The following is a 21,115-nucleotide window of genomic DNA, read 5'->3' on the forward strand; positions in this document are numbered from 1 at the left end:
CTGCGCGGCGTAAACTGCCTTGCATCAACCAGGAGCCAGATTCCTGTTTATCTGAGACATCAGGAGACAACCATGAAACACGATCACTTTATTGTTCAGAGCCCGGCGACGCCTGCGCAACAGTTGCTGCTGCTGTTTCATGGCGTGGGCGATAATCCGGTTTCGATGGGGCAAATAGGTAGCTGGTTTGCGCCGCTGTTTCCCAACGCGCTTATTGTCAGTATTGGTGGCGCAGAACCCTGCGGTCCGGCGCCGGCGCGGCAGTGGTTTTCGGTGCAAGGCGTGACGGAAGAGAATCGTCAGCAACGCATCGATGCCATTATGCCGACCTTTATTGAAACGGTGCGCTACTGGCAAAAACAGAGCGGTTTAGGCCCGCAGGCAACGGCGCTGATCGGTTTTTCGCAGGGTGCGATTATGTCGCTTGAGAGTATTAAAGCCGAGCCAGGGCTGGCGTCACGGGTGATTGCCTTTAACGGCCGTTACGCGACGTTGCCGCAAACGGCGACTACGCAAACCACCGTGCATCTGATCCACGGTGGCGAGGATCGGGTGATCGATCTGGCGTGGGCGGTTTCCGCGCAGGAGCGGCTGCAGGAGTTGGGGGGAGATGTTACGCTGGATATCGTTGAAGATCTCGGACATGCCATTGATGATCGCAGTATGCAGTTTGCCCTCGACCGTCTGCGGTATACCGTACCGAAGCACTATTTTGATGAAGCGTTAAGCGGCGGTACGCCGAAAGATGACGATATAATCGAAATGCTGTAATGGCCCCGCGGTACAACGTAGGCTGGTTTAGGTAAATACTGTTATCGGTTTACAACTTTTATAAGGGTTTTCCCGGACGCGGCGCGTTGCGCCTTCTCCGGGCTACCAAATCGCACAGCGCTGTAGCCCCGGTAAGCGGCAGCGCCACCGGGGAATTTTGAGGCAACCAACACCGGCAGTTTCAGTTCGCAATGGTACGGGCCGTAGCCCGGGTAAGGCGTCAGCCGCTACCCGGGAATGCATCCAGCCTGCGCGATGACGGGGAGCGCAGGTTTACTTCTTCGGCTGGTCTTTGTTCGGCCAGTCGTCGTCATCCCACTTGCTATTGAAGTCGCGATGCGGCGGCAGATCCGGTTTGTTGTCGAGATACTTTTTCGGGTCGACGCGATTAAGATCTTTAATCACGTTGATCATTACCCCGACTAAAAATACTAACACCAGAATCCACCAGTGGTTGATAAGCCATTCCATGCTGTGTCCTCTTTTTACCCCGCAGCGGCGCTGCGGGGTAATCGTTATTGTCGTCAGGCGACCAGTTGTTCCATGATGCGTTGATACATCCGCGCCAGCAGCTGCAGGTCGGCGGCGTTGACGCATTCATTAATTTTATGAATGGTCGCATTCACCGGGCCCAGTTCAACTACCTGCGCGCCCATGCGGGCGATAAAGCGTCCGTCAGAGGTACCGCCGGTGGTTAGCAACTGCGGTTTTACTTCATTATAGTGCTCAATGGCGTTCACGACCGCATCGACAAGATTGCCGCGACCGGTCAGGAATGGCTGGCCGGAAAGCCACCATTCGACGGTATAGCGCAGCTGATATTTTTCCAGCAGCGCGATGATGCGCGCCTTGATCATCTCGTCGGTCAGCTCGGTGCTGAAACGGAAGTTGAACTGAACGAACATATCGCCAGGGATGACGTTGTTACTGCCGGTGCCGGACTGCACGTTGGCGATTTGCATGCTGGTTGGCGGGAAGTATTCGTTGCCTTTATCCCATTCGATAGCCACCAGCTCCGCCAGCATCGGCGCCGCGCGGTGTACCGGGTTATCAGCGAGATGCGGATAAGCGACGTGGCCCTGGACGCCATGAATCGTCAGGTTACAGGTGAGTGAACCGCGACGGCCGTTTTTCACGACATCGCCAACCACTTCGGTACTCGAGGGTTCGCCGACCAGGCAGTAATCAAGACGCTCGTTACGCGCCATCAGCGCTTCGACCACTTTTACCGTGCCGTGGGTGGCGCTGGCCTCTTCATCAGAGGTGATGAGAAACGCCAGACGGCCTTTGTGATTCGGGTACTGCGCGACAAAGCGCTCGGCGGCGACAACCATCGCCGCCAGCGACCCTTTCATATCCGCCGCGCCGCGGCCAAACAGCATGCCATCGCGGATAGTCGGTTCAAACGGCGGATTGATCCAGCGGTCGGCGTCGCCTGCCGGCACCACATCGGTATGGCCGGCAAAGGCCAGCGTTTCACCCTGTCCACGCCAGGCCCAGAAATTTTGCGTATCGCCGAAGTCCATCGCTTCAACGGTAAAGCCGATCGCCCGCAGGCGTTCAATCATTAACGCCTGGCATCCCGCATCATTGGGGCTAAGGGAAGGGCGGCGAATAAGCTGCTGAGCCAGCTCAATGACCGGGCAAGACATAGACTACACCTCGTTAATAAATTTTTCGTAGTTTGCTTCGCTAAAGCCCAGCAGCATAGGCTGACCGGGCGCGCAGAGCAATGGGCGTTTGATAATTGCCGGCATTTCCAGCATCAACGCCGCCGCCGCATCGGCATTATCGATCCCAGTGCGGACCGATTCATCGAGTTTGCGCCAGGTGGTGCCGCGGGTGTTAAGCAGCGCTTCCCAGCCTAATTCGGCAATAAAGGTATTCAGCAATTCGCGGTCCAGTCCGTCAACACGATAATCGTGGAAGCGATAGTCTATCTGATGGGCTTCCAGCCAGCGGCGGGCCTTTTTAATGGTGTCGCAGTTTTTGATGCCGTACATGGTCAACATAATTAAACCTTCACGTTAAAAGAATATGTTTCTCAGTTTTTTCCGAATATATAAGCTTTGTTAAATAATACGTGAATCGGCTGGATAAATATAACTTTTCAGCCTTGTCTGATTAAAATTTGTTCTTTTTCTCGGCAGACTAAGATAATGAATTACAGGAATTCTGATATTAACAAAATGTTGCGTAATGTTGCTCCATGTCACATTAAATTTACATGAACCGGCTTATGGTAGCCGCAAGCCAGAGTATTCAAGGCTTGTGGCGACAAGAAAAGCGATTAGAGCGATAGATCGGACGAACTTCTCCTGAGCGGGGAAATTATCTAAAATCGCCATAATAATAAGAGAGGCTATTATGATTGAACATGAACTGGGGAACTGGAAAGATTTTATCGAAGATATGCTGCGTAAATAAAATCTGGCTTTGTCGGTACTGAAGACAATGTTTGACCCATGAAAAAGGCGACTGTGACAGTCGCCTTTTCTGTTATTTGACGGTTTATTCCGCCCTCTCTTTCAGCGGGAAGCGGCGGCGTACCAACACGAAGAACAGCGGTACAAAGAAGATGGCCAGCACGGTGGCGGAGATCATGCCGCCCATGACGCCGGTACCAACAGCGTGCTGGCTGCCGGAGCCCGCGCCGGTACTGGTGGCCATTGGTAGCACGCCAAAGATAAACGCCAGTGAGGTCATCAGTATCGGGCGTAGACGCTGGCGGCAGGCCGATAGCGTGGCGGTCAGCAGATCTTCACCTTTCTGGTTGAGTTCGTTGGCGAACTCAACAATCAGGATGGCGTTCTTGGCCGACAGGCCGATGACCGTCAACAGACCTACCTGGAAGTAGACATCGTTTTCCAGGCCGCGCATCCAGGTCGCCAGCAGCGCGCCGATAACCCCCAGCGGCACCACCAGCATCACCGAGAACGGTACCGACCAGCTTTCATATAGCGCCGCCAGACACAGGAAGACCACCAGCAGAGAAATGGCATACAGGGCAGGCGCCTGAGCGCCAGACAAACGCTCCTGATAGGACATCGCTGTCCATTCCAGGCCGAAACCGTTCGGGAGCTGTTTGGCTAACTCTTCCATAATGGTCATGGCGGTTCCGGTGCTGACGCCAGGCGCAGCTTCGCCAACGATCTCGACCGCTGAGTAGCCATTGTAACGTTCGAGGCGCGGCGAACCTGTTTCCCAACGCGAGGTGGCGAAGGCGGAGAACGGTACCATGGTGCCGCTGTTGTTACGCACATACCACAAATTGATATCGTCCGGCAGCATGCGATATTTCGCCGCCGCCTGGACGTAGACCTTCTTCACGCGTCCGCGATCCATAAAGTCGTTTACGTAGCTCGAACCCCAGGCGGTCTGTAGCGTATCGTTAATATCATCAATGGAGACTCCCAGCGCTTGGGCTTTACGCTGGTCGATATCAACCTGTAGCTGCGGGCTGTCGTCCAGGCCGTTGTGGCGCACGCGGGTGAGCTGGTCGTTGTTCGCCGCCAGCTCCAGCAGCTTATCGCGCGCTGACATCAACGCCTCGTGGCCGTTACCAGCGTGGTCTTCAAGCTCCATATCGAAGCCGGCGGAGCTGCCGAGACCGCTGATGGCCGGCGGGCTGCTGGCAAAGACGCGCGCTTCTTTAATTTTGTTGAAAGCCTTGGTCGCGCGCTCAATGATAGCGAATGAGGAGCCAGTGGTTGGGTCGCGTTGGTCCCAGTCTTTCAGGCGCACAAACATACGAGCAACGTTCTGGCCGTTGCCGCCGGGGCCGGAGCCGACGGTTGCAAATACCGACTCGACGTTACTCTTCTCGTTATTGAGGAAATAATCTTCCGCTTTCTGCACCACCTTCAGCGTCTGCTGTTGGGTGGAACCGCTCGGGAGCTGTATCGAGGTGGTGAACATACCGCGGTCTTCCAGCGGCAGGAATGAGGTCGGCAGATGCAGGAACAGCAGCACCATGCCGCCGAGCAGCAGGACATAAATCAAAATCCAGCGCAGCGAGCGGTGGAGAATTTTGCCCACGAAAGTTTCATAGCGGCTGGCGCTGCGGTTGAAGGTGCGGTTAAACCAGCCGAAGAACCCTTTTTGACCATGCACCTCGCCTTTATGAATCGGTTTTAACAACGTGGCGCACAGCGCCGGGGTGAGGATCATCGCTACCAGCACCGACAGCACCATTGCTGAAACGATGGTAATGGAGAACTGTCGGTAAATGGCGCCGGTGGTGCCGCCGAAGAAGGCCATGGGGACGAATACCGCCGATAGCACCATAGCGATACCGACCAGCGCCCCCTGGATCTGTTTCATCGATTTTCGCGTCGCTTCGCGCGGCGAAAGACCTTCTTCGCTCATAATGCGCTCGACGTTTTCAACCACGACGATGGCATCATCGACCAGCAGGCCGATAGCCAGCACCGTCGCGAACATCGTCAGGGTGTTAATACTGTAACCGCAGGCGTAGAGCACCGCGAAGGTGCCCATCAATACTACCGGCACGGCGATGGTCGGGATAAGGGTCGCGCGGAAGTTCTGCAAGAACAAATACATGACCAGGAACACCAGCAGAATCGCCTCCAGCAGCGTTTTCACTACATCGGTAATCGAGGCTTTTACAAAAGAGGTGGTCTCGTAGGCGACTTTATACTGCAGCCCGTGCGGAAAATATTGCGACAGTTCATCAAGACGGGCGATAACGCGCTCGGCGGTGGCCATTTCGTTGGCGCCGGAGGCGAGCTTAATCCCCAGCCCCGAAGCGGCCTGACGATTATAGCGGCTCAGATAATCATATTTTTCTGCGCCCATTTCGACGCTGGCGACGTCGCCCAGCGTGACTTCCGAACCATCCTGATTAACGCGCAGGGTAATATCGCGGAACTGCTGCGGCGTTTGCAGCAGCGATTGCGAGTTGATGGTGGCGTTCAGCGCCTGCTTATCAACCGACGGCGTACCGCCCAACTGGCCGACGGCAATCTGCGCGTTCTGCGATTCGATGGCGTCAGTCACATCTTTCGCCGTCATCTGATAACTGTTGAGTTTCGCCGGATCGAGCCAGATACGCATTGAGTACTGCGAACCGTAGGCGTCGATATCGCCGACGCCGTTGACGCGGCTTAGAGGATCCTGCACGTTACTGGCGACGTAGTCGGCAATATCCTGCTTATCCATGCTGCCGTCGGTAGAGACAAACGCAAGAGTCAGAATGTTGGTGTCGCCGGTTTTGCGTACCGTTACCCCCTGATTCTGTACCGCCTGCGGCAGTTTTCGCATCGCCGATTGCAGCTGGTTTTGTACCTGCTGCACGGCTTCATCCGGATCGGTACCGGCGGTAAAGCTCAGGGTAACCGTTGCCTGACCGGTGGCGCTACTTTGCGATGACATGTACATGAGGTTATCAAGGCCGGTCATGTTTTGTTCGATAACCTGGGTGACGGTATTCTCCAGCGTTTGCGCCGAGGCGCCGGGATAATTCGCCGTGACTCGGACGTTAGGCGGCGCCAAATCCGGATATTGTTCTACGGGGAGCGACAAAATTGCCAGCGTGCCGGTCAGGACTAATAAAATAGCCAAAACCCAGGCAAAGATGGGGCGATCGATAAAGAAATTCGCCATCGGAATCAGGACCTCATTGTGTACATTTTTTGTTATTGCGCAGCCTGTGATACTTTATAGATAACCCCGCAGGCAATCGTGGAGAAATTAAGGAGATAGTGTAATTTATCATGTGTCTTTTATGAGAGCGTAAAGAAACGTCTGCCGCTCCTCTCTGAATTTATATGCGCTTATCACGTCTTTTCTGTCATTCCGCCAAAGCCGCCTATTATTGCTCAGCTAAATGAAACAAAATTTCATTCAGGTCAATATTTTTGATCTAAACCGGATTCTGGCGAGAAAAGCCGATTTCTGGGCAAATGACCATTGTCCCGCGGTCATGATGTCGGGTAATAAACAGTCATACTAAATGAGGGGTTATTAGCGATAAGCCGGAAGGATGTATGAACCACTTTATTATGAGCGATAGTCGCAAATGCATCGGATGCAGGGGCTGCGAAGTGGCCTGCGTGCTGGCGCATAATGGCGAACAACATGTCTTGACCCCACAGCGCTTTTTGCCGCGCATTAGCGTTATTAAAAACCAGAGCCAGCGTAACGCGGTAACCTGTCGTCACTGTGAAGGCGCGCCCTGCGTGCGTAGCTGCCCTAACGGCGCCATTAGCCAGCAGGATGACAGCGTATTAGTGCATGGAGAAAAATGTATTGGCTGTAAATCCTGCGTGGTGGCTTGCCCCTTTGGCGTGATGCAAATCGTCGTCACGTCAGACGGCAGGGCAACGGCGCACAAGTGCGACTTATGCCATGAGCGCCAAGCCGGGCCGGCCTGCGTGCAGAATTGTCCGGCGCAGGCATTACAGCTGGCGACCGATTCCACGCTAAGCGAGATGGCGAAAACGCGGCGCCTGCGGGCAGCGCGTGCGGATGCGGCGTCGTGGCAACATCGTACTTTGACCGCTTTAGCGTCAACCTCTGGCAATAAGGCCAGCCAGATGGCGGCCACGCCCGCGCGCGGCGAGGCGGATAAACTGGCGGCTGATGCGCGTAAACAGCACTTTGGCGAAATCTATTTGCCGTTCAGCGCCGAACAGGCGCGGCGGGAAACGCAACGCTGTCTGAAATGTGGCGATCGCAGCATCTGCGAGTGGACCTGTCCGCTGCATAACCATATTCCGCAGTGGATCGAGCGGGTAAAGGCTGGCGACATCGCCAGCGCCGTAGAGCTTTCCCATCAAACCAACTGCCTGCCGGAAATTACCGGCCGCGTCTGCCCGCAGGATCGCCTGTGCGAGGGGGCCTGCACGCTGCGCGACGAGAGCGGCTCGGTGACTATCGGCAACATCGAACGCTATATCTCCGACCAGGCGCTGGCCGGCGGCTGGCGCCCGGACCTTTCGGCAGTAAAAGCCAGCGGCAAGAAGGTTGCCATCATCGGCGCCGGGCCTGCGGGCCTGGCCTGCGCCGACCTTCTGGCGCGTAGCGGCGTGGCGGCGGTGGTGTTCGATCGCCACCCGGAAATCGGCGGCCTGCTGACTTTCGGCATTCCGCCTTTCAAACTGGATAAATCATTGCTGGCGCGTCGGCGTGAGATTTTCAGCCAGATGGGCATCCGCTTTGAACTGAACTGCGAGGTGGGAAAAGACATCAAACTCGCTCAACTGCTTGCAGATTATGACGCGGTTTTCGTCGGCGCCGGTACCTATCGCTCGATGAAAGCCGATCTGCCCAACGAGGAGGCGCCGGGCGTGTATGAGGCGCTGCCGTTCCTTATTGCCAACACCAAACAGGTGATGGGGCTGGAGGCGCTGGCCGATGAGCCTTATATCGATACCGCCGGGCTGAAGGTTGTCGTGCTGGGGGGCGGCGATACGGCGATGGACTGCGTGCGTACCGCGCTGCGCCACGGCGCGCAACAGGTCACCTGCGCTTATCGTCGTGATGAAGCCAATATGCCGGGGTCGAAAAAAGAAGTCAAAAATGCCCGGGAAGAGGGGGCGAGCTTTGAATTCAATGTTCAGCCGATCACCCTTGAGCTCGGTGAGGACGGCCGGGTCAGCGGCGTGCGTTTTCTGCGCACCCAGCTTGGCGAACCTGACGCACAGGGGCGTCGCAGCCCGTCGCCGATCCCCGGCAGCGAATTTGTCATGCCTGCCGACGCGGTCATTATGGCGTTTGGTTTCCACCCGCATTCGATGCCGTGGCTGGAAGCCGCAGGGGTACAGCTGGATAGCCGCGGGCGGATCAAGGCGAGCGTGGAGAGCCGCTATCGTTACCAGACCAGTAATCAGAAGGTCTTCGCCGGCGGCGACGCGGTACGCGGCGCGGATTTGGTGGTGACGGCGATGGCGGAAGGGCGGCATGCCGCGCAGGGGATCATGGACTACCTGGGCGTCGTTTCCGCACTGACGCACTAACGACAAAGCAGGCTCCGCGGCGTAGTATGACCGGGTTATTTCACGCTGCGGAGTTTGCATGTCACTTAATATCCACGTCATTAAAGATAAAATTCTCTCCGAAAACTATTTTCTGCTGCGCAACATGACCTATGAGTTGACGCGCCGCGACGGCAGCGTCGTGCGTCACAAACGCGAAGTGTACGATCGCGGCAACGGCGCCACGGTTCTGCTTTACAACCCCAGCAAGCAAAGCGTGGTACTGGTGCGCCAGTTCCGCGTCGCCACCTGGGTTAACGGCAACCCGGATGGCATGCTGATTGAAACCTGCGCCGGACTGCTGGATAACGACGCGCCAGAGGTATGTATCCGCAAGGAGGCGATCGAGGAGACCGGCTATCAGGTCGGCGAGGCGCGCAAGGTCTTCGAACTTTATATGTCGCCCGGCGGCGTGACCGAGCTGATTCACTTTTTTATTGCCGAATACAGCGAAGCGCAGCGCGCTAACCGGGGCGGTGGCGTGGATGATGAAGATATTGAGGTACTGGAACTGCCGTTCGTCCGGGCGCTGGAGATGGTCGCCAACGGTGAAATCCAGGATGGCAAAGCGGTGATCCTGCTGCAATACCTACAAAATTCCGGCCTGATGTCGCGGGATCTCTGATAAATCTGATTGAGCAAAACCCCGCCAGTGCTGATGATAATGATGAATTAGAAATCACTCTGTCAGTCATACTTCGGGATTGTGCCGCTCATGCTTTATCGGGTTTTAATACTGCTTTTTTTCGGTTTTCTGCCGACATCGTTGGCGTGGGCGGCGCCAGCCCAGCAGCTGTTTGGAGACTGGCTTGTCACCTGCAACAATCAAAATTATTGCGTCACGCGTAATGTCGGGCTGCATCATGGATTGGTGATGACGCTAAGCCGCAGCGCGGGAGCGGCCACTGATGCCGCTTTGCGCATCGAACTTGGCGGCGTTGGTAATCCGGTTGCCGCGCTGGCGGCCATCGGCCCGCGGCTGCAGCTAGATGAAAAACCGCTGCATTTTGACGGTAAACATTGGCAGATTGCCGATAAGCTAATTAAAACCAGCGATAGCGTCAGCATCGACGCTTTCCTGCAGCAGGCCCAGGAGGGGAAAGAAATTACCCTGCAAAACGGTCTGCAAAGTATTTCATTAAAGGGCCTCAAGGCCGCGCTGCTATTTATTGATAATCGGCAAAAGCGGGTCGGCAGCGAAACCGCGTGGGTCGGCAAAGGTGAAGAACCACCGCTCAGCGTACCGCCAGCGCCGGCATTGCGAACCGTCGGCCAGGCGGAAGTGGCGCAATCGCCGCTTAGCCGCGACGAACTTAATGAGCTGATCGACTACGGCAATGAGCGGATGAACGCCAGCCCCTGTTCGCTCGATCCTTTCCGCCGGGAAATCCGCGTCACCGCGCTGACCGATGAGAAAGTTCTGCTGATGACTAGTTGCGAAGCGGGCGCCTACAACACCGTCTGGCTGGCGTGGCTGGTGTCGCGCAAAACGCCGCATCTCTCCCGCCAGGTGCGCCTGGCGCTGCCTTTCCAGCCTCCGGGGAATGCGCCGCGGGATATAGAGCTGATTAACGCCAGCTTCGATGAGCAGCGTCATGAACTGGTGACCTTCGATAAAGGCCGCGCGCCGGGCGATTGCGGAATCCAAACCCGCTGGCGTTATGACGGCCAGCGGTTTAATTTGACCCGCTACGCTCAGCAACCGCAGTGCGATAACTGGCAGGGGCCAGATGCCTGGCCCACACTATGGATCACCCGTTAAGCACTTTGCGGCTGACTTCGACAATATGTTCAGCGGTAAAGCCGAAGAACGGGAACAGCTTGTCGGCGGGCGCCGATTCCCCGTAGCGGGTCATACCAACAATTGTACCTTTCAGGCCGACATATTTATACCAGTAGTCGGCAATACCGGCTTCGATAGCGACGCGGGCGCTAACATCGGAAGGCAGCACCGACTCGCGCCAGGCCTCATCCTGAGCATCGAAAACGTCGGTGGAAGGCAGCGACACCACCCGCACGTTTACGCCGCTGGCCAGCAGCGTCTCCGCCGCCTGAACGGTAATCTCGACTTCCGAACCGGTGGCGATCAGGATGAGATCCGGCTTGCCGCCCGCATCTTTCAGAACGTAACCGCCGCGCGCAATTTCCTGCACCTGTTCCGGCGTACGGGCCATTTGCGCCAGATTCTGTCGCGAAAGGATTAACGCGGTAGGGCCGTCATTGCGCTCGATGGCCGCCTGCCAGGCGACGGCGGTTTCCACCTGATCGCACGGCCGCCAGGTACTAAAATTGGGCGTCAGGCGCAGGCTTGCCAGTTGCTCCACCGCCTGATGCGTTGGGCCGTCTTCGCCAAGGCCGATTGAATCATGGGTGTAGACCATAATCTGGTGCGCTTTCATCAGCGCCGCCATGCGCGCGGCGTTGCGCGCGTATTCGACGAACATCAGGAAAGTCGAGGTATAGGGAATAAAACCGCCGTGCAGGGCGATGCCGTTAGCTACCGCGGTCATACCGAATTCGCGTACGCCGTAGTGGATATAATTACCCGCCTGATCCTCTTTGATCGACTTAGAGCCGGACCAGATCGTCAGGTTACTGGGCGCCAGGTCGGCGGAACCACCGAGCAGCTCAGGCAGATCCGGGCCGTAGGCGTTAAGCGCATTTTGCGAAGCCTTACGGCTGGCTATTTTCGCCGGTTCCGACTGTAGCTTCGCCACATAGTCATGGGCCGTTTTTTGCCAGTCAGCCGGGAGCTCACCTTCCATGCGGCGTTTCAGTTCAGCCGCCAGTTCTGGATACTGCTGCTGGTAAGCGGCGAATTTTTCATTCCATGCATGTTCTGCTTTCTCGCCGCGCGGTCGCGCATCCCAGCCCTGATAAATTTCTTTCGGGATTTCAAACGGCGGATATTTCCAGCCCAGCTGTTCGCGGGCCAGCGCGACCTCCTTTTCCCCCAAGGCCGCGCCGTGCGACTCTTCGGAACCGGCTTTATTCGGTGAACCAAAGCCGATTATGGTGCGGCAAATAATCAGCGAAGGTTTGTCTGTTACCGCCTGCGCTTGCTGGATTGCCTGCTTCACCGCCTGCGGATCGTGACCGTCGATATCGCCAATCACGTGCCAGTGGTAGGCGCGAAAGCGCTCGGCGGTATCGTCGGTGAACCAGCCTTCAACGTGGCCGTCAATAGAGATACCGTTGTGATCGTAGAACCCAATCAGCTTACCTAATCCCAGGGTGCCCGCCAGCGAACTGGCCTCGTGTGAAATCCCCTCCATCAGACAGCCATCGCCCATAAACACCCAGGTGTAGTGATCGACGATGTCGTGGCCGGGACGGTTAAACTGCGCCGCCAGCGTACGTTCGGCGATAGCCATCCCGACGGCGTTAGCCAGCCCCTGGCCGAGCGGCCCGGTGGTGGTTTCCACGCCGGGGGTATAGCCATGTTCCGGGTGGCCCGGCGTTTTCGAATGCAGCTGGCGGAAGTTTTTCAGCTCATTCATCGGCAGATCGTAGCCGGTCAAATGCAGCAGGCTATACAGCAGCATCGAAGCATGGCCGTTAGACAAAATGAAACGATCGCGATCGTACCAGTGCGGATTTGTCGGGTTGTGCTTGAGAAAATCGTTCCACAGTACTTCGGCAATATCCGCCATCCCCATCGGAGCGCCGGGGTGGCCGGAGTTGGCTTTCTGGACGGCGTCCATGCTCAGGGCGCGAATGGCGTTAGCAAGCTCTCTTCGGGACATAGTCGTTTACTCCGTGACAAAGGATGACAGTTTGGCTGCTAGCAGATCTTCCAGTTTGCGTTGATCGACGGCGAACTGGCGAATACCTTCCGCCAGCTTTTCTACCGCCATCGGATCCTGGTTATGCTCCCAGCGGAATTCCGCTTCGCTTAGCGGAACCGGGCGCGGAAGTATCTGATGAGCGGGGATGAGTTTACGTATTACCGGCGCGTCGCTGGCCTGCAGCTCTTGTAACAAGGCCGGGGAGATGGTGAGGCGGTCGCAGCCGACCAGCGCGAGGATTTGTTCGGTACGGCGGAAGCTGGCGCCCATCACGATGGTGTTGTACTTATGGAGTTTGAAATAGTCGTAGATATTGCGCACCGATTTCACCCCCGGGTCTTCATCAACCACGTAAGGTTCTAACGGCTGACGCGCCTGATACCAGTCGTAAATACGCCCGACGAAGGGCGAAATCAGAAACACGCCGGCTTCGGCGCAGGCGCGAGCCTGGGCGAATGAGAACAACAGCGTCAGGTTGCAGTGGATCCCTTCTTTTTCCAGCACCTCCGCGGCGCGGATCCCCTCCCAGGTGGAGGCCAGTTTGATCAGGATCCGCGACTTATCGATCCCCATTTCCTGATAGAGAGCGACCAGATGGCGCGCTTTCTCGATACTTTTTTCACGATTGAAGGAGAGACGGGCATCGACTTCGGTGGAGACGCGCCCTGGGATGCTTTTGAGTATTTCCGCACCAAAATTGACCGCCAGTTTATCGCAGGCATTGGCGACCTGCGTCTCGCGGTTGCCGCCCTGTTTTGCAGCCCAGGCGAGGGCATCATCGATAAGCCCGGCGTAGTTATCCAGTCCGGCAGCCTTTAAGAGCAGCGAAGGGTTGGTGGTGGCATCTTCAGGCTGATAGTGGCGGATAGATTCAATGTCGCCGCTGTCGGCGACTACGGTGGTGAATTGTTTGATACTGTCTAGCTGGTTCATTAAAAAGTACTCCTGGAACAATAAGTTGCATGAGTTCTTGTCGTTATGCGGTAGAGGTCGTGATGAGGTACATAACTAAAAAGCATAGCAGACGGGGCTATCATTGACCGTGAAACTAGGTTACATAAATATTATAAATTGATAACAACCAGACCTTTGTGATGGCAAGAGTATGGCGGCCTTCAAAGTTTAAACCGCCGTCAGGCGCGATACTAAGCCTCGCCTTAAGGCGGGCCGACGGCTCGCCATCACGCTTCACCCCCTACGATTCGATACGTGAAAGGAACCATAAAATGGATGAGCAGTTGAAACAAAGCGCCCTCGATTTCCACGAGTTCCCGGTACCCGGGAAAATTCAGGTGTCGCCGACTAAACCTCTGGCGACCCAACGCGATCTGGCGCTGGCATATTCGCCGGGCGTTGCCGCGCCGTGCCTGGAAATTGAGAAGGATCCTTTGGCCGCTTACAAATACACCGCTCGCGGCAACCTCGTGGCGGTGGTCTCTAACGGTACCGCCGTCCTCGGTTTAGGCAATATCGGCGCGCTGGCCGGAAAACCGGTAATGGAAGGAAAGGGCGTTCTGTTTAAGAAATTCGCCGGCATTGATGTGTTTGATATTGAAGTCGATGAGCTGGATCCTGACAAATTCATTAATGTCGTTGCCGCCCTGGAGCCGACATTTGGCGGCATCAACCTCGAAGATATTAAAGCGCCGGAATGTTTCTATATTGAACAGAAACTGCGTGAACGCATGAATATTCCGGTGTTCCACGACGATCAGCACGGTACGGCGATTATCAGTACCGCGGCAATTCTCAACGGTCTGCGGGTGGTGGAGAAGAATCTCTCCGATGTGCGGATGGTGGTCTCCGGCGCGGGAGCGGCGGCTATCGCCTGTATGAACCTGCTGGTGGCGCTGGGAATGCAGAAACACAATATCGTGGTCTGCGACTCGAAAGGCGTTATCTATAAAGACCGCGAAGCCAACATGGCGGAAACCAAAGCGGCCTACGCGGTGGAAGACGACGGGAAACGTACCCTCGACGATGTCATCGATGGCGCGGACATTTTCCTCGGCTGCTCCGGGCCGAAAGTTCTGACTCCGGAGATGGTCAAGAAGATGGCGCGCTCGCCGCTGATCCTCGCGCTGGCGAACCCGGAGCCGGAAATCCTGCCGCCGCTGGCGAAGGAAGTGCGCGACGACGTGATTATTTGTACCGGCCGTTCCGACTATCCAAACCAGGTCAACAACGTGCTGTGCTTCCCGTTCATCTTCCGCGGCGCGCTGGATGTCGGCGCGACGGCGATAAACGAAGAGATGAAGCTGGCGGCGGTTCATGCTATCGCCGAGCTGGCGCATGCCGAACAGAGCGAAGTTGTGGCTTCCGCCTATGGCGACCAGGACCTCAGCTTTGGCCCGGAGTACATTATTCCGAAACCGTTCGATCCGCGTCTGATCGTCAAGATCGCCCCAGCGGTCGCTAAAGCGGCGATGGAATCCGGCGTGGCGACGCGGCCGATTGCCGACTTCGATGCCTACATCGAGAAGCTGAGCGAGTTCGTTTATAAAACCAACCTGTTTATGAAGCCGATCTTCTCCCAGGCGCGCAAAGAGCCGAAGCGCGTGGTGCTGGCGGAAGGTGAGGAGACCCGCGTGCTGCACGCTACGCAGGAGCTGGTATCTCTGGGGCTGGCGAAGCCAATCCTCATCGGTCGTCCGAGCGTGATTGAAATGCGCATCCAGAAACTGGGTCTGCAGATCAAACCGGGCGTGGACTTTGAAATCGTCAATAATGAATCCGATCCGCGCTTTAAAGAGTACTGGAGCGAGTACTATCAGCTGATGAAGCGCCGCGGCATTACCCAGGAGCAGGCGCAGCGGGCGGTCATTAGCAACACTTCGGTCATTGGCGCGATTATGGTTCATCGCGGTGAGGCGGATGCGATGATCTGCGGAACCATCGGCGATTATCATGAGCACTATCGCGTGGTTCAGCCGCTGTTTGGCTTCCGCGACGGCGTCAGCACCGCCGGGGCGATGAATGCGCTGCTGCTGCCAAGCGGCAACACCTTTATCGCCGACACCTACGTCAATCACGATCCATCGCCGGAAGAGCTGGCGGAGATCACCCTGATGGCGGCGGAAAGCGTGCGTCGTTTTGGTATCGAACCGCGCGTGGCGCTGCTGTCGCACTCTAACTTCGGTTCAGCTGATTGCCCGTCCGCCAGCAAAATGCGCAAAACGCTGGAATTGGTGAAAGCGAGCGCGCCGGATCTGATGATTGACGGCGAAATGCACGGCGACGCCGCGCTGGTGGAGAGCATCCGTAATGACCGTATGCCGGATAGCCCGCTGAAAGGGGCGGCTAATATTCTGGTGATGCCGAATATGGAAGCCGCGCGTATCAGCTACAACCTGCTGCGCGTCTCCAGTTCGGAAGGGGTCACCGTCGGGCCGGTACTGATGGGTATCGCTAAGCCGGTGCATATTCTGACGCCTATTGCCTCCGTGCGCCGTATCGTCAATATGGTGGCGCTGGCGGTCGTGGAAGCGCAGACCCAGCCGCTATAAGCACAATAAAAAAGCCCCGGTATACCGGGGCTTTTTTGTCTCAGAAGACCTAAATTAGATCCACTCTTTGACTTTAATAAACTCGCTCAATGCGGCTTCCGGGCTGCCTTCTTGCGGGTGGTAGTCATACTCCCAGCGCACCAGGGGCGGCATCGACATCAGAATAGACTCCGTACGCCCGCCGGTCTGCAGGCCGAACAGCGTGCCGCGATCCCACACCAGATTGAATTCTACATAACGCCCGCGGCGATAAAGCTGGAAATCGCGTTCGCGTTCGCCATAAGGCGTGGTTTTTCGGCGCTCAACGATCGGCAGGTAAGCGTCGGTAAAGCCGTTGCCCACCGCCTGCATAAAGGCGAAGCAGTGGTCGAAATCCGGCGTATTTAAATCATCAAAGAACAGGCCGCCAATGCCGCGCTGCTCATTGCGGTGCTTAAGGAAGAAGTAATCATCGCACCACTTTTTATAGCGCGGATAGACCTCGTCGCCGTACGGCAGGCACAAATCGCGGGCGGTACGATGCCAGTGGATGGCGTCTTCTTCAAATCCGTAATAAGGCGTTAAATCAAAACCGCCGCCGAACCACCACACCGGATCGGCGCCGGGCTTCTCGGCAATAAAAAAGCGAACGTTAGCGTGGCTGGTCGGCACATAGGGGTTGCGCGGATGCACCACCAGCGAAACACCCATTGCTTCAAAGCTGCGCCCGGCCAGTTCCGGGCGGTGGGCGGTGGCAGAGGCGGGCATCGCATCGCCGTGGACGTGAGAAAAATTAACTCCGGCCTGCTCAAAGATGCCGCCGTCACGTAAAACCCGGCTGCGTCCGCCGCCGCCGCCTTCACGCTGCCAGCTATCTTCAACAAAATCCTTGCCGTCAACGGCGGAGAGTTTGGCGCAAATGGCATCCTGCAGCTGAAGAAGGAAGGCTTTGACCTGCTGTACATCGGGTTTCATTAACGTCTCTTCGAATGCGCTTTCTGGTTATCGAACCAGTGGAAATAACTAATAATGCCGGAAGCAATAGCGTTAGCAATCTTCTGGCGAAACGCGGTTGTGCCGAGTAGCTTCTCTTCATTTGGGTTGGTAATGAACGACGTTTCGACCAGCACCGAGGGAATAGAAGGGGACTTCAGCACCACAAAGGCCGCCTGCTCTGTATTGCGGCTGTGCAGCTTATGCACCGGCTTAATCTTTTTCAGAATATGCGAGCCAAGCGTCAGGCTGTTCTTAATGGTGTCGGTTTGCACCAAATCGAACAATACCTGCTGCAGCAGATGGTCCTTATCCGTCGCTTTTTTACCGGCAACCTCATCGGCGCGGTTTTCGCGCTCGGAGAGATATTTCGCCATGGCGCTACTGGCGCCGCGGTTGGAGAGCGCAAAGACGGAGGCGCCGGCCGCACTCGGGTTGGTAAAGCCGTCGGCGTGAATCGACATAAACAGATCGGCGCCGTGCTGGTGGGCAATCTCAACGCGATCGTACAGCGGAATAAAGGTATCGCCGCTACGCGTCAGACGGGCATCGATGCCGTTGCTGCGTAAAATGCTGCGCACATTTTTGGCAATGGCCAGCACGACGTGTTTTTCTTTCGAACCGTTGTGGCCAATTGCCCCCGTATCGATGCCGCCATGACCGGGGTCAAGCATCACCAGGCGCTTGCTGCCTGCTTTCTTTGCGACGGGTTTGCTGTGTCCATTGGAAGTTTTTAGCGGCTGTTCTTTGGCTTTGGCTTGGGAAGCAACGCCGGTTAGCGTCATCGCAGCCAGTCCTGCCTTCAGCACCTGACGGCGCGAAGCAAGTATTTTTAATGGTTTAAAAGTGCTCATTCGGCCTGAATTGTAAACAAGTGATGTCCAATGTTATATCGTATCGCGTTTCCCGTTACGACCACTCAAAATAAGAATTGTTTTACTTTTCATTTCAATACATGACAAAGCCATATTATGCCATTTTTTGCCGATGATTTCGCCTGATATTGGCTATCAGTCATATTCGCGCCATAATCACTGTTTTTAACCGTAAATGGTGGGGAATACCATGGAGATTCGCGTTTTTCGCCAGCAGGATTTCGAAGAAGTGATCACCCTTTGGGAGCGCTGCGATCTTCTGCGCCCATGGAACGATCCGGAAATGGATATCGAGCGTAAGCTCAACCACGACGTGAGCTTGTTTCTGGTCGCTGAAGTGAACGGTGAAGTGGTAGGGACGGTAATGGGCGGTTACGACGGACACCGCGGTTCCGCTTACTATCTTGGCGTACATCCGGAATACCGCGGCCGCGGTATCGCTAATGCGCTGCTCAATCGGCTGGAAAAGAAGCTGATCGCCCGCGGCTGCCCGAAAATTTCAATTATGGTGCGTGACGATAACGAAGTGGTGCAGGGGATGTATGAGCGTCTCGGTTACGAGCACTCGGATGTACTCACCCTCGGTAAACGCCTGATTGAAGATGAAGAATACTGAATTTATTCCTGCCGATTATGATACCCAGGGCCGTTTACGGCTGCCGCTGTTGTTTTGGGGCGTGCTGTTGCTGCAGGCGCGCACCTGGGTACTGTTCGTTATGGCCGGCGCCTCCCGCCAGCAGGGAGATGCGCTGCTGAGCCTGTTCTATCCCGATCACGATAACTTCTGGCTGGGGTTACTGCCCGGCGTACCGGCGGTAGCGGCATTTTTGTTGAGCGGTCAGCGTCAGCGTTTTCCGCGGCTCTGGCCGCTGATGCGTTGGCTGCTGATTGCCTCGCAGGCGCTATTGCTGGCCTGGCAGCCGTGGCTGTGGCTAACCGGCGAGGCGCCTTCCGCGCTGACCATCGCCCTGCTGGCGGCCGATATTTATGCGCTATGGTGGCTGATAACCAGCCGCAGGTTGCATGCCTGTTTTCGCCTTGAAGCGCTTTAATGGCACTTTTTGCCGATCGCGTACTCCAACATGCGTTGAATTAATCAGAAAGGATTGAGTTATGAAATCGCTACGTCTAATGCTCTGCGCGCTTCCGCTAGCGCTAACCGGCTGCTCAACGATGAGCGCGGTGAACTGGTCGGCTACCTATCCGTGGAACTGGTTTGGTTCCTCTAACGAGGTCACCGAGCAGGGCGTGGGTAAACTGACGGCGTCGACGCCGTTGAATGAACAGGCGATTAGCGACGCCCTCGGCGGCAGCTACCGTCTGCGCAGCGGAATGAAAACCACGGATGGCAAAATCGTTCACTATTTTGAAGCGCTAAAGGATGACAAGCTGGCGCTGACCATCAACGGCGATGGCGGTACGGTGAGCCGCATTGACGTGCGCGATAGCGCAATTCCCGCCGCCAGCGGCGTGAAAATCGGTACCCCGTTTAGCGAACTGTACAGCAAAGCGTTTGGCAACTGCGAGAAAGGCGCTCCTGATAACGGCGCGGTGGTGGAATGTAAAGCCGCAGGGAGCCAGCACATCAGCTATGCCTTTACCGGCCACTGGAGCGGTCCGGACGAGCTGATGCCGTCCGACGATACCCTGAAGAACTGGAAAGTCAGCAAAATTATCTGGCGACGCTAATTTGATCTGAAGAGACACGTGGGCGGATAAAAACGGTTACAATGGCGCGTTAGCAACGCGATAGCGTTGTGGTTGCATCATTTCAGGAGGAGCGATGTCTCAGGTTCAGAGCGGCATTTTGCCGGAACATTGCCGCGCGGCGATTTGGATTGAAGCCAATGTCAAAGGGGACGTTAACGCCCTGCGCGAAGCGAGCAAAATTTTTGTCGATAACGTGGCCACCTTCCAGGCTAAATTCCCTGACGCCAAACTCGGCGCGGTGGTCGCTTTCGGCAATACCGTCTGGCGTCAGCTGAGCGGCGGTGAAGGCGCGGAAGAGTTAAAAGATTTTCCGGTTTACGGTAAAGGGCTGGCGCCATCCACGCAGTATGACGTGTTGATTCATATTTTATCCGCCCGTCATGAAGTGAACTTTTCCGTCGCCCAGGCGGCGGTGGCCGCTTTCGGCGACGCCATTGAAGTGAAAGAAGAAATTCACGGTTTCCGCTGGGTGGAAGAACGCGATCTGAGCGGCTTTGTCGACGGCACCGAAAACCCGGCAGGCGAAGAAACCCGCCGTGAAGTCGCGGTGATTAAAGACGGCGTTGACGCGGGCGGCAGCTACGTATTCGTGCAGCGCTGGGAGCACAATCTTAAGCAACTGAACCGCATGAGCGTGCCGGATCAGGAGATGATGATTGGCCGTACCAAAGACGCCAACGAAGAGATCGACGGCGACGAGCGCCCGATTACTTCGCACCTGAGCCGCGTGGACTTAAAAGAAGATGGCAAAGGCCTGAAAATCGTCCGCCAGAGCCTGCCGTACGGTACCGCCAGCGGCACTAACGGCCTGTACTTCTGCGCCTACTGCGCGCGCCTGTATAACATTGAGCAACAGCTGCTGAGCATGTTCGGCGATACCGACGGTAAGCGTGATGCGATGCTGCGCTTTACAAAACCGGTGACCGGCGGTTATTACTTCGCGCCGTCGCTGGAGCGTATCCAGGCGCTGTAATTTTTCCCCTCACCCTAACCCTCTTCCCAATGGGGAGAGGGGACGGCACGGTGGACTCTCTTTCTCCCTCTCCCTCAGGGAGAGGGGCGGGGTGAGGGCATCGGCGACTCAAGCGCTTCAAGTATTCTCTCCATCACCGCATCTTCATACTCTTCAAACTCATTATTCCAGAAGCGTAAAACCCGCCATCCCTGGCTCTGTAGCCAGCGGGTGCGGCGAACATCGTAGACGCGCCTCTCATCGTGCTGACCGCCGTCCAGTTCGATCGCCAGCCGTGTTGCGCAGCAGGCAAAATCGAGAATGTAGGGACCAACGGGATGCTGGCGGCGAAACTTATAGCAAGCAAAACGGCGGTTGCGCAGTAAGTACCATAGTCGACGTTCTGTTGGCGTTAAGCTACGTCTGAGCTGACGAGCAAATATCTGTGTATTTTTCATATAAACACAGTGCACGCCTGGCTGCCGTTTGTCACAATGACACGTCGAATCTGCGAGCCGCTTTCAGCAAAGCTTTGCCAGTTGCT

Annotated in this window: 18 protein-coding genes and 1 pseudogene; 10 read left to right on the top strand and 9 right to left on the bottom strand. The window is 56.2% G+C overall.

The window, feature by feature from the left end:
- The first annotated feature begins 72 nt into the window (after nt 1-72).
- Nucleotides 73-771, top strand: a complete 699-nt coding sequence (gene ypfH, locus ACSEMK_RS07450) for an esterase (protein ID WP_047043485.1) — start codon at nt 73-75, stop codon at nt 769-771.
- A gap of 273 nt (nt 772-1,044) precedes the next feature.
- On the opposite strand, the gene ACSEMK_RS07455 is transcribed toward ypfH, so the two are convergent.
- From ACSEMK_RS07455 to ACSEMK_RS07465, 3 genes are read right to left on the bottom strand one after another with little or no spacing between them, the layout of a single operon-like run.
- Nucleotides 1,045-1,242 (bottom strand): YpfN family protein, encoded by a 198-nt coding sequence (locus ACSEMK_RS07455; protein ID WP_045362276.1) that lies wholly within the window; start codon nt 1,240-1,242, stop codon nt 1,045-1,047.
- A gap of 53 nt (nt 1,243-1,295) precedes the next feature.
- Complete coding sequence (gene dapE, locus ACSEMK_RS07460; protein ID WP_113374476.1) at nt 1,296-2,423, bottom strand: succinyl-diaminopimelate desuccinylase; 1,128 nt, start codon at nt 2,421-2,423, stop codon at nt 1,296-1,298.
- Nucleotides 2,424-2,426: 3 nt separating this feature from the next.
- Complete coding sequence (locus ACSEMK_RS07465) at nt 2,427-2,783, bottom strand: ArsC family reductase (RefSeq protein WP_015703145.1); 357 nt, start codon at nt 2,781-2,783, stop codon at nt 2,427-2,429.
- Nucleotides 2,784-3,138: 355 nt separating this feature from the next.
- On the opposite strand from ACSEMK_RS07465, the gene ypfM reads away from it, so the two are divergent.
- Nucleotides 3,139-3,198 (top strand): protein YpfM, encoded by a 60-nt coding sequence (gene ypfM / locus ACSEMK_RS07470; protein WP_087867655.1) that lies wholly within the window; start codon nt 3,139-3,141, stop codon nt 3,196-3,198.
- A gap of 84 nt (nt 3,199-3,282) precedes the next feature.
- Here the strand turns inward: ypfM and acrD are convergent, their stop codons facing one another.
- Entirely contained in the window at nt 3,283-6,396 is a 3,114-nt protein-coding gene (gene acrD, locus ACSEMK_RS07475) for a multidrug efflux RND transporter permease AcrD (RefSeq protein WP_087858429.1), read from the bottom strand.
- 383 nt (nt 6,397-6,779) lie between these two features.
- Here acrD and aegA point away from each other — a divergent pair, with 383 nt between their 5' ends.
- The 3 genes and pseudogenes from aegA (at nt 6,780) to ACSEMK_RS07490 (ending at nt 10,530) form a co-directional block, all read left to right on the top strand.
- Nucleotides 6,780-8,750 carry a formate-dependent uric acid utilization protein AegA gene (gene aegA / locus ACSEMK_RS07480; RefSeq protein ID WP_430914719.1) on the top strand — a complete coding sequence of 657 codons (1,971 nt, stop codon included), beginning with the start codon at nt 6,780-6,782 and terminating at the stop codon, nt 8,748-8,750.
- A 58-nt stretch (nt 8,751-8,808) separates the two neighbouring features.
- Nucleotides 8,809-9,406, top strand: a pseudogene (gene nudK / locus ACSEMK_RS07485) (GDP-mannose pyrophosphatase NudK).
- Between the two features lie 77 nt (nt 9,407-9,483).
- Nucleotides 9,484-10,530: a DUF1176 domain-containing protein gene (locus tag ACSEMK_RS07490; RefSeq protein WP_087858432.1), complete on the top strand. Its 1,047-nt coding sequence runs from the start codon at nt 9,484-9,486 to the stop codon at nt 10,528-10,530.
- Here the strand turns inward: ACSEMK_RS07490 and tkt are convergent.
- Together tkt and tal are read right to left on the bottom strand one after the other, a co-directional pair.
- Nucleotides 10,520-12,514 (bottom strand): transketolase, encoded by a 1,995-nt coding sequence (gene tkt / locus ACSEMK_RS07495; protein WP_430914720.1) that lies wholly within the window; start codon nt 12,512-12,514, stop codon nt 10,520-10,522. The two genes, ACSEMK_RS07490 and tkt, sit on opposite strands and share 11 nt — an antisense overlap.
- A gap of 6 nt (nt 12,515-12,520) precedes the next feature.
- Nucleotides 12,521-13,489: a transaldolase gene (gene tal / locus ACSEMK_RS07500; RefSeq protein ID WP_380378865.1), complete on the bottom strand. Its 969-nt coding sequence runs from the start codon at nt 13,487-13,489 to the stop codon at nt 12,521-12,523.
- Between the two features lie 293 nt (nt 13,490-13,782).
- Here tal and maeB point away from each other — a divergent pair, with 293 nt between their 5' ends.
- Entirely contained in the window at nt 13,783-16,062 is a 2,280-nt protein-coding gene (gene maeB, locus ACSEMK_RS07505; RefSeq protein WP_015365481.1) for an NADP-dependent oxaloacetate-decarboxylating malate dehydrogenase, read from the top strand.
- A 54-nt stretch (nt 16,063-16,116) separates the two neighbouring features.
- On the opposite strand, the gene hemF is transcribed toward maeB, so the two are convergent.
- Together hemF and amiA are read right to left on the bottom strand one after the other, a co-directional pair.
- The gene (hemF, locus tag ACSEMK_RS07510) at nt 16,117-17,016 is read right to left on the bottom strand and encodes an oxygen-dependent coproporphyrinogen oxidase (protein WP_015365482.1); all 900 of its coding nucleotides are present in this window, start codon (nt 17,014-17,016) and stop codon (nt 16,117-16,119) included.
- Complete coding sequence (gene amiA, locus ACSEMK_RS07515; RefSeq protein ID WP_087858435.1) at nt 17,016-17,888, bottom strand: N-acetylmuramoyl-L-alanine amidase AmiA; 873 nt, start codon at nt 17,886-17,888, stop codon at nt 17,016-17,018. Before amiA ends, hemF begins: the two co-directional genes overlap by 1 nt.
- 211 nt (nt 17,889-18,099) lie before the next feature.
- Here amiA and ACSEMK_RS07520 point away from each other — a divergent pair, with 211 nt between their 5' ends.
- From ACSEMK_RS07520 to ACSEMK_RS07535, 4 genes are all read left to right on the top strand, one after another.
- Nucleotides 18,100-18,525 carry a GNAT family acetyltransferase gene (locus ACSEMK_RS07520; protein ID WP_045392622.1) on the top strand — a complete coding sequence of 142 codons (426 nt, stop codon included), beginning with the start codon at nt 18,100-18,102 and terminating at the stop codon, nt 18,523-18,525.
- Complete coding sequence (locus ACSEMK_RS07525; RefSeq protein WP_087858436.1) at nt 18,512-18,961, top strand: DUF2919 domain-containing protein; 450 nt, start codon at nt 18,512-18,514, stop codon at nt 18,959-18,961. Before ACSEMK_RS07520 ends, ACSEMK_RS07525 begins: the two co-directional genes overlap by 14 nt.
- A gap of 61 nt (nt 18,962-19,022) precedes the next feature.
- Nucleotides 19,023-19,598, top strand: a complete 576-nt coding sequence (locus ACSEMK_RS07530; protein ID WP_430914721.1) for an RpoE-regulated lipoprotein — start codon at nt 19,023-19,025, stop codon at nt 19,596-19,598.
- Nucleotides 19,599-19,692: 94 nt separating this feature from the next.
- Entirely contained in the window at nt 19,693-20,592 is a 900-nt protein-coding gene (locus ACSEMK_RS07535) for a Dyp-type peroxidase (RefSeq protein ID WP_015365487.1), read from the top strand.
- Between the two features lie 74 nt (nt 20,593-20,666).
- Here ACSEMK_RS07535 and ACSEMK_RS07540 read toward each other — a convergent pair whose 3' ends face one another.
- Entirely contained in the window at nt 20,667-21,029 is a 363-nt protein-coding gene (locus ACSEMK_RS07540) for an endonuclease domain-containing protein (RefSeq protein WP_072059378.1), read from the bottom strand.
- Nucleotides 21,030-21,115: the final 86 nt, after the last annotated feature.

This window comes from Klebsiella sp. K-3 (assembly GCF_051207495.1).
GTDB lineage: Bacteria > Pseudomonadota > Gammaproteobacteria > Enterobacterales > Enterobacteriaceae > Klebsiella > Klebsiella aerogenes.